Raw genomic sequence first — 12,711 nt, forward strand, 5'->3', positions numbered from 1 at the left:
AGATTCTATGGTTCTTTGTTCAACGACAAATATATGGTAGGATGAAGGATGTTAAGAACTACGTTTCACTTGGAGATGGACGGGCATGATAAATAAGGTAAATGCTTTTATTAAAAAAAATCTTTTACTAAAAGAAAACGCTACAGTTATCGTTGGCGTTTCCGGTGGTCCGGATTCGATGGCACTATTGCATATATTAAGTTCGATCCGTGATGAATGGAACTTAAAACTTGTTGTAGTCTCGGCTGATCATCAGCTGAGAGGCAAAGAATCAGCAGATGATCTCACCTATGCAGAAAATATCTGCAGAGAATGGAATATTCCGTTTTATGGGACATCACTTGATGTTGCAGCACATAAACATAATAAAAAGGTTGGCACGCAGGTAGCTGCACGGGAACTCCGGTATGCTTTTTTTGCAAAACAAATGAACGCATTCCATGCAGATTTTCTGGCACTTGGACACCATGGAGATGACCAGATTGAGACAATGCTGATGGCGCTGGTACGTTCTGCAAGCCCTGAAATGCTGTCGGGAATCCCCATGAAACGGGATTTTGCGGCGGGAGAGATTATCCGGCCACTCTTATGTGCAACAAAAGAAGAAATTGAAGAATATTGTTTTGAAAATGGTATTGTACCGCGGAGGGACCCTTCCAACGAGCAAACAACATATACGAGAAATTACTTCCGAAAAGAACTGCTTCCATTGCTGAAAGAGAAAAACAGTAATTTACATTCAACCGTTCAGCACTTAAGTCATACATTACAGGAAGATGAGCAATTCCTGACAGATGAAGCAAAAAAAATGGTTAACTGTGTTGTCGACTTCCATGATAAGAAAGAAGAGGTCTCTTTTAAAATTGATTTGTTTAAAACATACCCGCATTCTTTACAAAGACGAGCCTTTCATCTAATATTAAATTATCTGTATAAAGAATTGCCTAAGAATTTATCCTATGTGCATGAGGAACAATTCTTTACGATGCTGAAAAATGGTCATGGTAACGTCCAGATTGACTTTCCCCAGAATTTAAAATTGATAAGAACATATCATAATGTGGTGTTTTGCTTCTCATCCAATCAATCCCAGCATTATTCCTATCATAAAATAATGGATATTCCAGGGGATATGAAATTGCCAAATGGAATAACAATTTCTGCGGTTTACACAGACAGTCCTGATGAAGCGGGCAGTTCAGCTTATATCTGCAACAAAAATAGTGTTGCACTGCCTTTACATATAAGAACACGTCTTGCTGGTGACCGGATGAGCTGGAAAGGATTAAAAGGAAGCAAAAAGGTAAAAGATATTTTTATCGATGCCAAAGTTCCTTTGAATAAAAGGGATACATGGCCGGTACTAACCGATAATAACGGTAAGATCCTGTGGCTTATCGGATTAAAAAAAGGACTGCCGCAAACAGAAGCGAAAGATGGCACATATATTCAAATAATTTACAAAAAAGGTACTGTGCAGGAGGGAAAGCATGCATAACGATATTGAAAAGATATTGATTACAGAGGAAGAGATTGCCAGGAAATGTGCAGAGCTTGGCAAACAGTTAACCGAGGAATACGATGGCAAATTTCCATTGGCAATCGGTGTGCTTAAAGGGGCCATGCCGTTTATGTCTGACATTTTGCGCAGGGTTGAGACACATCTGGAAATGGACTTTATGGATGTATCCAGCTATGGAGGCAAAATGCGCTCTTCTGGTGAGGTGAAAATTGTAAAGGATTTGGATACAAAAGTGGAAGGCCGCGATTTACTCATTATTGAGGATATCATTGACAGTGGCCTCACATTAAGTTATCTGGTTGATTTATTTAAATATCGAAAAGCTAAATCAATTAAAATCGTTACTTTACTTGATAAGCCTTCCGGACGGACAGCACATATTAAAGCAGATATCGTTGGGTTTGAAGTACCAAATGAATTTGTGGTAGGGTATGGATTGGACTATGAAGAGAAATATCGTAATCTGCCGTATATCGGGGTACTGAAACCGAAAATATATGGTGGTGAAGAAGCATAAGGAAATTAGTTTGTACATAAAGATGTACGCTTCACAAAAATGTTGAAATTTTTTACGGACTGCACTGATGCAAAGGGCAATCCTGCAGACCGAAAATAATCTTATTTTGCAAGTGGAATTAGTTGTATTGGCACTTTTTCATATGGTAGTATTGTTTGTAGTTTTTCCCGCTTGGGAGGAGGTAAGTAATGAACCGGATATTTCGTAATGTGATCTTTTATTTACTCATATTTTTAGTCGTAATCGGCGTTATAGGAGTATTTAATGGACAAAATGATCAAGCAGAAGAATTAAATGTACAGCAATTTATGAATGCTTTAAATAATGGTGAAATCGAAGAAATGACGATGCAGCCGCACAATGGAGTAATGCGTATTACTGGTAATTTGGGTGAAGAAGAACCGTTCACTGCACAGATACCGGATAATACGGAAATTGTCGCAAATATTACAGAAACAGCACAACAGCAAAGTGTGCTTAATGTAAAACCGGAGGAACAACCAAGCGGATGGGTTACCTTCCTGACGACAATGATTCCATTTCTCATATTAGGTTTATTTTTCTTCTTTATTCTCAGCCAGGCTCAGGGAGGCGGCGGTGGCCGTGTCATGAACTTCGGCAAGAATAAAGCAAAAATGTACACAGATGAACAGAAGAAGAAAGTACGCTTTAAAGATGTGGCAGGAGCAGATGAAGAAAAACAGGAACTTGTTGAAGTTGTTGACTTTTTGAAAGATCCGCGAAAATTCTCTGCTGTAGGTGCACGTATTCCAAAAGGGGTACTGTTGGTTGGACCTCCAGGAACAGGTAAAACATTACTTGCCCGTGCAGTAGCAGGGGAAGCAGGAACTCCATTCTTCTCCATCAGTGGTTCAGATTTCGTGGAGATGTTTGTTGGTGTTGGTGCATCCCGTGTACGTGATTTATTTGAAAACGCGAAGAAAAATGCTCCATGTATTATATTTATTGATGAGATTGATGCAGTTGGACGTCAGCGTGGTGCCGGTCTTGGCGGCGGGCATGACGAACGTGAACAAACATTGAATCAGCTGCTCGTTGAAATGGATGGGTTTGGTGTTAATGAAGGGATTATCATTATCGCTGCAACGAACCGTCCGGATATTCTTGACCCGGCATTATTGCGCCCGGGACGTTTTGACCGTCAAATTACAGTTAACCGTCCTGACGTAAAAGGCCGTCAAGAAGTATTACAAGTACATGCCAAAGATAAGCCTTTGGATAATACAGTTGATCTCAAGACAATAGCTATGCGTACACCGGGCTTTTCCGGTGCCGATTTGGAAAACTTATTAAATGAAGCTGCGTTGGTAGCAGCCCGTGCTGATAAGGATAAAATCGATATGCTCGATGTTGACGAAGCAATTGATCGGGTTATTGCCGGTCCTGCCAAGAAAAGTAAGGTTATTTCACAAAAAGAACGCAATATTGTTGCCCACCATGAAAGTGGTCACACCATAATCGGCCTGGTGCTCGATGAAGCGGATGAAGTCCACAAAGTGACGATTGTACCACGCGGTCAGGCAGGCGGTTATGCGGTTATGCTTCCAAAAGAGGACCGTTACTTCATGACAAAGCCTGAGTTGTTTGATAAGATTACAGGACTTTTGGGCGGTCGTATTGCGGAGGAAATTATGTTCGGTGAAGTCAGTACCGGTGCACATAATGACTTTCAGCGGGCAACTAACATTGCACGTAAAATGATTACCGAATACGGTATGAGTGATAAAATTGGACCGCTGCAGTTTACGAGCGGCGGCGGGGAAGTGTTCCTTGGCCGTGATATCCAGAATGACCAAAACTACAGTGATACCATAGCTTATGAAATTGATAAAGAAATGCAAAACTTTATTAATTACTGTTATGAGCGCGGTAAGAAGATTCTTACTGAACATAAAGATAAGCTGGAATTAATGGCGCAGACACTGCTTGAAGTTGAAACGTTGGATAAAACGCAAATTAAATCATTGTTTGAGGATGGAGTACTTCCTGAGCCGGTAGAGGATGAGGAAGAAGAAAAAACCGTTTCCGAATCTGATGAAACGGACGAGGATAAGGATGTAAAGGTTAATATCCAGTCCAAAAAGGATGAGGTGGATACTCCTGAATCCTATGAAGAAGCGAAGAAGAGGGCAGAAGAAAAACGGCAGCAAGCACGCCGTGAAGAACAGGAAGAAAAAGACAGCGATGCTAGTACCGAATCTGAAGCTGATCCTTCCTCTGATGATAAAAAAGAATAATAGTTCGTTTAAACAGCCTCTCATGATAATTGAGAGGTTGTTTTATTTGCTTCATTTTAAAGCATGGAACCTGATTAGCAATTTCCATAGACTGCGAACTACTTTGATAAAAGTTGAGTGGAAAAACACAGCTCCAGAAATACACTTCGCTTTCCGTGGGCGGCTGATGAGCCCTCTTCGTGCTGGCGCACTCAGATGTCTCATCTAGGCCTCTCCTCCCACAGGAGTCTCAGCGTATTTCCTCCGCTGTAATTGCTTGATCTATCTTAGTAAATTAGCAATGTTTGTTTTTCATGAAGGTTAAAAGCAAGATTTTTAAACCGCCAAACCAGCAGCTGGAATATGCGAGACTCCTGCGGGAAGAAAAGCCTAGGTGAGCCTCAGAAGTGCGTTAGCGCTTCTGAGGCTCACCAGCTGCCCGCGGAAAGCGAGTATATTCCAGCTGCGGTGGTTAGAAAGCCTTACTAACTTATTACTAATCGGATTTAGTTCGCATTTTCTGTCAACTGCGAATAAAGCAACACCTTATGCAAACAGAACCATTGGAAACAGACAGTCTTTTTTTATATATTTCAAGGTTGTGGTATATTTAGTACACGGAAATTAATCGCAGTCAGGAAGGTTTGGTCAGGATGATTTTTGTACTTGATGTAGGAAATACAAATACTGTGCTAGGTGTTTTTAAAGAAGACAAATTAATTTACGAGTGGAGAATTAAAACAGACCGTTATAAAACAGAAGATGAGTTTGGGATGTTGATGAAATCATTACTGGATCATGAAGGTATTTCTTTAACGGATATTGATGGCATCATTATTTCATCCGTTGTCCCGCCAATCATGTTTGCACTGGAGAAAATGTGCAGTAAATATGTTGGCCGGGAGCCATTGATTATTGGAAAAGAAACCGTACATACCTATTTGCGAATGGCTTACCCGAATCCAAAGGAAATTGGAGCAGACCGCATTGTTAACGCTGTGGGAGCAATCGAAGAATATAATGCCCCACTTGTAATTATCGACTTCGGCACAGCTACCACATATTGCTATATTAATGAAAAAAAGGAGTACCAGGGTGGTTTAATTACACCGGGTATCCATATTTCAATGGAGGCGCTGTACAGTAAAGCATCAAAGCTACCTAAAATTGAAATACAGGCACCGGAAAATGTGATTGGAAGTTCAACCGTAGAAGCAATGCAATCAGGTGTTTTTTATGGATATGTTGGACAGGTTGATGGAATAGTAAAACGTATGAAAGCGGATATGCAACAAGAGCCTAAAGTTATTGCTACAGGTGGATTAGCAGCATTGATTTCTGAAGCATCCGAAACGATTGATCATGTTGATAAACATCTGACGTTAAAAGGTCTGTACTTGATTTATCAGAAGAACATAAATGAATCCGATAAAGAAGGAGATTGAGTAACAACATGAAGGATTATTTAGTAAAGGCGACTACGTATAATGGAATGGTTCGTGCATATGCTGCCTCCTCAACAAACACCGTGGAAGAAGCCCGCAGACGGCAGGATACATGGGCAACAGCATCCGCTGCCCTTGGACGGACAATAACAATTACTGCTATGATGGGCGCGATGATGAAGGGTGACGATTCGCTTACTGTAAAGATTGAAGGAGGCGGGCCTGTTGGTGCTATCGTTGCTGATGGCAATCCGGAAGGGAAGGTTCGTGGATATGTAAGCAATCCCCACGTTGATTTTGATTTAAATGCTAAAGGTAAACTGGATGTGGCACGTGCAGTTGGAACAGAGGGAAACTTGAGTGTTGTAAAGGATCTGGGGTTAAAAGATTATTTTACCGGACAAGTTCCAATCGTATCAGGTGAGATTGGTGAGGATTTCACGTATTATTTTGCTAATTCGGAGCAAATACCTTCAGCGGTTGGTGCAGGTGTACTGGTTAATCCGGACCACACAATATTAGCGTCTGGTGGATTTATCGTTCAGGTTATGCCTGGAGCTGGCGAGGAAATTATTACAAGACTCGAGGAAAAAATTCAGACGTTCCCTGCTATTTCAAAGCTGATAAGGGAGGGTAATTCACCGGAGCAAATTTTGGAGCGTCTTTTCGGTGATGAGGAAGTTAATGTGCATGAACATCTTCCAATTACATTTGAATGCAAGTGTTCCAAAGAACGTGTACAACAGGCAATCATTGGGCTGGGCAGTGAAGAGATTCAGCAAATGATTGATGAAGATCATGGTGCAGAGGCGACTTGTCATTTTTGTAATGAGGTATATCAATTTTCTGAGCAGGAACTGGAGACACTTAAACAGTCAGCAAAGGCTTAAGTGAAAGGAGTTACCGATGAAGAGAAGATTTCTATGGGGAGTAATAGCAGTATTGCTCATTACAAATATCGCTACGCTTTTATTTTGGAACAAAGATGAAAAAGTGGCACTTGACGGCAGTAATACAGAATTTGACCCAAAAAGTCCTGTAGCTGCTGTCGGCGGTGAAGAGGTTTCATTCCAGGAATGGATGAAGTCGCTAAGGGAAAATCATGGTGAAGAACACTTAAGGGACTTGATTGATCACGAAGTTGTAAAACAGTTGGCAAAGGAAAATAATATTGAAATAAGTGATAAGGTAATTGCCCGGGAAATAGCATTGCTGACAACAATGCAGGGAGTTATGTCCAAAAAGGAAACAAAGCAGAAAGAAAAGGAGTGGCGTAAAGACATTTTATACCGCTACCGGCTTGGTGCTTTATTAACGGCTGATGCATCAATTCCCGAGTCAGAAATCCAATCGCATTATAATTCCTACCAGGAGCAGTATAATTTTCAGGCTTCGATGCAGCTTTCCCATATTGTTGTAGAAGACTTCGAAACGGCAGAAAAGGTGAAAAAGGAACTTGATAATGGTGCATCATTTGATTTACTTGCGACGGAATATTCAACGGATGAAGATACAAAAAAAGCCGGCGGATACCTGGGCTTTTTTGTGAACACCAGTCAGTTCCTGCCCGGTGGTTACGCTGAGAAAGCAACTGAAATGGAAGAACGATCATATAGTGAACCTTTTCAAACTGATAATGGTGCAGCAATTATTTATCTCCACCGTAAATTGCCTTCGATTACCTTTAGTTATGATGAAGTCAAGCCGTACATACGACGGGAGTTGGCTATAAATGAGCAGAATAAAACGCTAACGGCCGAGCCGCTTTGGGATAAACTGGACATTGAATGGGTATACGAATAATATACTGTAATTATAGGTGGGTATTAGCCTATTCTGGGACATTTCAGTTGACATTTTAATCGTTTGAACGTACATTATAATTAAATCCTACAAAACTACTAGGAATTAGGAGGAATTTATAATGAGAGTGGCGGAATCAATAGCCGGGTTGATTGGAGAAACCCCAATAGTAAAATTAAATCGCACAGTAGATGAAAACAGTGCTGACATTTATTTAAAATTGGAGTTTATGAATCCGGGAAGTTCAGTGAAAGACCGTATTGCATTGTCAATGATCGAGGCAGCTGAAAAGCAGGGTGAATTAAAAGAAGGCGACACAATTATTGAGCCAACAAGTGGGAATACAGGTATTGGACTGGCAATGGTTGCCGCAGCCAAAGGGTACAAATCTGTCCTTGTAATGCCGGATACCATGAGTCAGGAACGCCGTAACCTTCTGCGTGCCTACGGGGCAGAGCTAATTTTAACCCCGGGAGCTGACGGTATGAAGGGTGCTATTAAAAAAGCAGAGGAATTAAAAGAGAAGAACGGTTACTTTATGCCACAGCAATTTAATAATGAAGCAAATTCAGAAGTTCACGCACGAACAACCGGGAAGGAAATCGTCAAGCAAATGGAAGACGGTCTTGATGCATTTGTATCCGGTATCGGAACAGGTGGTACAATTACCGGTGCAGGCAATGTGCTGAAAGACAATTTTGACGGTATTAAAATTTACGCAGTTGAACCGGAAGATTCAGCAATTTTATCAGGTGGATCTCCAGGACCGCACAAGATTCAGGGTCTTGGAGCAGGCTTTGTTCCTAAAATCCTGGACACGGACGTTTATGATGAAGTAATTCGAATTTCAAATGACGAGGCGTTCGAAGCATCACGTGAAGTTGCGAAAGATGAAGGAGTTTTAGGCGGAATCTCAGCTGGTGCGGCAGTTGCAGCAGCTAAAAAAGTCGGTAAAAAGCTGGGTAAAGGTAAAAAAGTGCTCGCCGTCATCCCTGATAATGGTGAAAGATATCTGTCTACACCGTTATATCAGTATGACAAAGAATAATAGGATTGACGCAAAAGGACTGGCATCAACTTTGGTGCTGGTTCTTTTTTGATTTTGGGATTCTAGAAGATTGATGTGGTTTATGATAGATGAGTAGTTGGTATAAATTGCGATGTAACTGCTAGAATGTTTTCTGTAAGTATCGTCCACTTCTCACCCCACCGTCCGGGATCAGGCCGAGGTGGATGCTTTCACACCTCTGGGACCAAGGCGACATCATTTACATCAAGTATGGGTTTTTGTTAGAGTGCTTCAGCTTTTGGCTTTGCTATGATACGATAGTAACCGAAATATTTGAATCCGAAAGAAGGGCACAAAGTGAAATTAACTACCAATTCCAAAACATATCACTTAGAGGAACGAACACATATTATGGGAATTCTGAATGTAACGCCGGATTCTTTTTCGGATGGAGGAAGCTACTCCTCTGTTGATCGGGCGGTTGAACATGCTGTTTTAATGGAACAGCAAGGAGCAGACATTATTGATATTGGCGGGGAATCCACACGGCCGGATCATGATCCAGTATCAATGGAAGAAGAGCTTGAACGGGTTTTGCCGGTCATTCGTGCTGTAAAAGAGCATGTCAGCATTCCGATTTCGATTGACACATATAAAGCGGAAACCGCCAGACAGGCAGTTGAGGCGGGAGCCGAAATTATAAATGATGTTTGGGGTGCGAAAAGAGAACCTGCAATTGCCGAAGTGGCAGCAGAGCACAATGTCCCGATTATTTTAATGCATAACCGGACAAATATGGATTACACATCAATTATTGATGACATGAAACAGGATCTGCAGGCGAGTATCGACATTGCTCTTGAAGCTGGTGTTCCGAAAGAAAATATTATACTTGACCCTGGAGTCGGTTTTGCCAAAACTTCTGCGGATAATTTGGTTGTCATGAACAGCCTTGAGAATTTTACCAATCTCGGATATCCGGTTTTGTTAGCTGCATCACGCAAATCATTTATCGGAAAAATATTGAACGCAGATCCCTCTGAGCGGGATAACGGAACCGGTGCGACAACTTGTCTGGGGATTTCAAAAGGCGCACAAATTGTTCGAGTTCATAATGTCGAATTACACCTGGAATTGGCTAAAATGATGGATGCGATGCTCGGCAAGAAGGGAGCTGTAAGCCTTGGATAAAATCTTGATGAACCAAATGGAGTTTTACGGATATCATGGCCTGTTCCCAGAGGAAAATAAGCTCGGCCAACGTTTCTATGTGGATGTTGAGCTAATAGCAGACCTTGAGAAATCAGCCAGGTCAGATGATATGAATGATTCCATTAACTATGGCGATGTATATGAAGCCGTAAAGGAAATCATGGAAGGTACACCGAAGAATCTGATAGAAGCAGTTGCTGGGGCTATTTCAGATCAGCTTTTTCAGGCATTTGATATACTGGAGGCCTGTACGGTAAAGGTTACAAAACCAGATCCCCCGATACCGGGTCATTACCAATCAGCAGCAGTGGAAATTTACCGGGAGCGAAGATGATGAAAAGAGCATACGTTGCACTTGGCTCGAATATCGAACCAAGGGAAGAATATCTAGCAGATGCATTACAGATGCTGGATAGTAACGATAAGATTATAACAGTAAAAAAATCATCCATCTATCAAACGGCGCCTGTCGGTTACACAGATCAGGGTGACTTTTTAAATATGGTAGTTGAAATAGATACCTCATTGCCTTCAGAAGAACTATTGGATTTTTGCCAGTATGTTGAACGGCATCTGGGAAGAAAAAGGGATATCCGTTTTGGTCCGAGGACAATCGACCTTGACATTTTAGTTTATAATCAAGAAAATAGTAAAACAGAGCGATTAACAATTCCGCACCCAAGAATGCACAAAAGAGCTTTTGTACTTATACCATTACACGAGATCGTCCCAGATTTGCAGCTTACTGATAGTAGTAAAACAGTATCAAATTATATAGAAGAACTTTCGGAAAGCGATAAAAAGGATGTAAAGCGATGGACACGAAAAGACTAGGCAGAAGAATTAAGGCTTTTCGAAAGCTGAAGGGATATACCCAAGTAGAATTAGCCGAGGAATTGGAAGTCCCAATTATTACATTAGGTGATGTTGAGCGGGGTAAACAGAGAGCTTCGAATGAATTATTGGAGCAAATAGCTGTCACCCTGTCGATATCCAAACAGGAAATTTTAGCAGGTGAAACCGTACACGAGGAATAAAGGAGATTTTACATTTGAAAGCATCTATCAAAAAACTGCCAGTTGCTTGCTGGCGTTTTTTGTTTCATGTATTAAACGTATAAGGAAAACTTCGGTGTCCGCGATAAGGCAAGGCGAAATTCCGGGATTTTCAAAGCTTAATTAGATGAAAGTAATACTGTTTTTCTATATACTGGTTATAATTGGCCAGGTGTTCGGTCGCCATAAAAATGAAGTAATGGAGTGATTGCAGTGTCAGAAGAATTAAACGACCATATGCGGGTCCGCCGGGAGAAAATGGAATCCTACAGAGAACAGGGCATTGATGCTTTTGGCGGAAAATTTAATCGAACAAATTATGCAACAGACCTCGTTGCCGGATATGATCAATTTTCAAAGGAAGAATTGGAAGAAAAGACAGACAAAGTTACTATTGCTGGACGGGTCATGACAAAGCGCGGTAAAGGAAAAGCTGGTTTTGCCCATTTGCAGGACCTCAGTGGCCAAATTCAAATCTATGTTCGGAAAGATATGATTGGCGAAGAAGCATATGAGATTTTTCAATCCATCGACATGGGAGATATTGTTGGGGTAACTGGTGTGATGTTTAAGACGAAAGTGGGGGAACTGTCCGTTAAGGCAACAGAGTTTACGCTGCTTACTAAGTCACTTCGACCACTTCCGGAGAAATATCACGGGTTAAAAGATATTGAGCAGCGTTATCGTCAGCGTTATTTGGATTTAATCACAAATCCCGACAGTAAAGAAACGTTTATTTTGCGCAGTAAAATCATTCAGTCGATGCGCCGTTATCTTGACGGAGAAGGATTTCTTGAAGTTGAAACACCGATGATGCATGGAATACCAGGAGGAGCATCTGCTCGTCCATTTGAAACACACCATAATGCATTGGATATTCCGTTGTACATGCGAATTGCCATCGAATTACATTTGAAGCGGCTGATTGTAGGTGGAATGGAAAAAGTCTATGAAATTGGCCGGGTATTCAGAAATGAAGGAGTATCAACAAGACATAACCCTGAGTTTACCATGATGGAGCTCTACGAGGCATATGCGGATTTCCATGATGTAATGACACTCACGGAGAACCTGATTGCTCACATTGCGAAAGAAGTACTTGGCAAAAAGACCGTTATGTATGGTGAAGAGGAAGTAAATCTTGAACCGGAATGGACAAGACTGCACATGGTTGACGCCATTAAAGAATACACCGGAGTAGACTTCTGGCAAAAAATGAGTGATGAGGATGCTAAAGCATTAGCTAAAGAACATGATGTGCAAATCGGAGATACAATGACATTTGGTCATATCGTAAATGAGTTCTTTGAACAAAAAGTGGAAGAGAAATTAATACAGCCGACATTTATTTATGGACATCCAGTAGCAATCTCCCCACTTGCTAAACGAAATGATAAAGATGATCGGTTTACCGATCGTTTTGAATTGTTTATTGTTGGCCGTGAACATGCGAATGCCTTTAGTGAACTAAACGACCCTATCGATCAGCGGGAGCGATTTGAAGCCCAGGTGAAAGAGAGAGATGCAGGAAATGATGAAGCACACCTGATGGACGAGGACTTTCTGGAAGCAATCGAATATGGAATGCCGCCAACGGGTGGATTAGGTATCGGTATTGATCGCTTGGTTATGTTATTAACTAATTCACCATCAATTCGAGATGTATTGTTATTCCCGCAAATGCGTAATAAATAATAATGTATGAATATGTTAAATATATAGGTAGCTCCCTGATGCAAAATATTCATGTTTTGTGTTTGGTGGTTATCTATTCTTTGTTTTATTTACCTTTTAAAAACCGGTATGGCGCAACTGGTTAAAATGACCAATTATTTTTGTTTATTTTCTATTGATTTAGGGAAATAATCATGGTAAATTATTAAACGTTGCGCAAATAACTGCAACGAAATT

The 12,711-nt window shown here is 41.1% G+C and carries 12 protein-coding genes; all 12 read left to right on the forward strand.

Annotated features, from left to right (window positions below; translation table 11 throughout):
* The first annotated feature begins 85 nt into the window (after positions 1–85).
* The 12 genes from tilS (at position 86) to lysS (ending at position 12,495) form a co-directional block, all read left to right on the forward strand.
* Positions 86–1,498: a tRNA lysidine(34) synthetase TilS gene (gene tilS / locus G6R02_RS17245; protein WP_164670637.1), complete on the forward strand. Its 1,413-nt coding sequence runs from the start codon at positions 86–88 to the stop codon at positions 1,496–1,498.
* Positions 1,491–2,039 carry a hypoxanthine phosphoribosyltransferase gene (hpt, locus tag G6R02_RS17250; protein ID WP_164670638.1) on the forward strand — a complete coding sequence of 183 codons (549 nt, stop codon included), beginning with the start codon at positions 1,491–1,493 and terminating at the stop codon, positions 2,037–2,039. Before tilS ends, hpt begins: the two co-directional genes overlap by 8 nt.
* A gap of 188 nt (positions 2,040–2,227) precedes the next feature.
* Positions 2,228–4,297 (forward strand): ATP-dependent zinc metalloprotease FtsH, encoded by a 2,070-nt coding sequence (ftsH, locus tag G6R02_RS17255; RefSeq protein ID WP_164670639.1) that lies wholly within the window; start codon positions 2,228–2,230, stop codon positions 4,295–4,297.
* 632 nt (positions 4,298–4,929) lie between these two features.
* Positions 4,930–5,721: a type III pantothenate kinase gene (locus G6R02_RS17260; protein ID WP_164670640.1), complete on the forward strand. Its 792-nt coding sequence runs from the start codon at positions 4,930–4,932 to the stop codon at positions 5,719–5,721.
* A gap of 8 nt (positions 5,722–5,729) precedes the next feature.
* On the forward strand, positions 5,730–6,611 hold the full coding sequence (gene hslO / locus G6R02_RS17265; RefSeq protein WP_164670641.1) for an Hsp33 family molecular chaperone HslO: 882 nt from the start codon (positions 5,730–5,732) through the stop codon (positions 6,609–6,611).
* Positions 6,612–6,627: 16 nt separating this feature from the next.
* Positions 6,628–7,524 (forward strand): peptidylprolyl isomerase, encoded by an 897-nt coding sequence (locus tag G6R02_RS17270; protein WP_164670642.1) that lies wholly within the window; start codon positions 6,628–6,630, stop codon positions 7,522–7,524.
* A gap of 121 nt (positions 7,525–7,645) precedes the next feature.
* The gene (gene cysK, locus G6R02_RS17275) at positions 7,646–8,572 is read left to right on the forward strand and encodes a cysteine synthase A (RefSeq protein ID WP_164670643.1); all 927 of its coding nucleotides are present in this window, start codon (positions 7,646–7,648) and stop codon (positions 8,570–8,572) included.
* 318 nt (positions 8,573–8,890) lie between these two features.
* Positions 8,891–9,724, forward strand: coding sequence for a dihydropteroate synthase (gene folP / locus G6R02_RS17280; protein WP_425509072.1), 834 nt, complete (start codon positions 8,891–8,893; stop codon positions 9,722–9,724).
* Entirely contained in the window at positions 9,717–10,079 is a 363-nt protein-coding gene (gene folB, locus G6R02_RS17285; protein ID WP_164670644.1) for a dihydroneopterin aldolase, read from the forward strand. The genes folP and folB overlap by 8 nt, the downstream gene beginning before the upstream one ends.
* Positions 10,079–10,579: a 2-amino-4-hydroxy-6-hydroxymethyldihydropteridine diphosphokinase gene (gene folK / locus G6R02_RS17290; protein ID WP_164670645.1), complete on the forward strand. Its 501-nt coding sequence runs from the start codon at positions 10,079–10,081 to the stop codon at positions 10,577–10,579. Before folB ends, folK begins: the two co-directional genes overlap by 1 nt.
* Entirely contained in the window at positions 10,561–10,782 is a 222-nt protein-coding gene (locus tag G6R02_RS17295) for a helix-turn-helix domain-containing protein (protein ID WP_164670646.1), read from the forward strand. The genes folK and G6R02_RS17295 overlap by 19 nt, the downstream gene beginning before the upstream one ends.
* A gap of 231 nt (positions 10,783–11,013) precedes the next feature.
* Positions 11,014–12,495 (forward strand): lysine--tRNA ligase, encoded by a 1,482-nt coding sequence (gene lysS, locus G6R02_RS17300; RefSeq protein ID WP_164670647.1) that lies wholly within the window; start codon positions 11,014–11,016, stop codon positions 12,493–12,495.
* Positions 12,496–12,711 lie beyond the last annotated feature (216 nt).

The organism is Virgibacillus doumboii, assembly GCF_902806455.1.
In the GTDB taxonomy this organism is placed as follows: domain Bacteria; phylum Bacillota; class Bacilli; order Bacillales; family Amphibacillaceae; genus Lentibacillus; species Lentibacillus doumboii.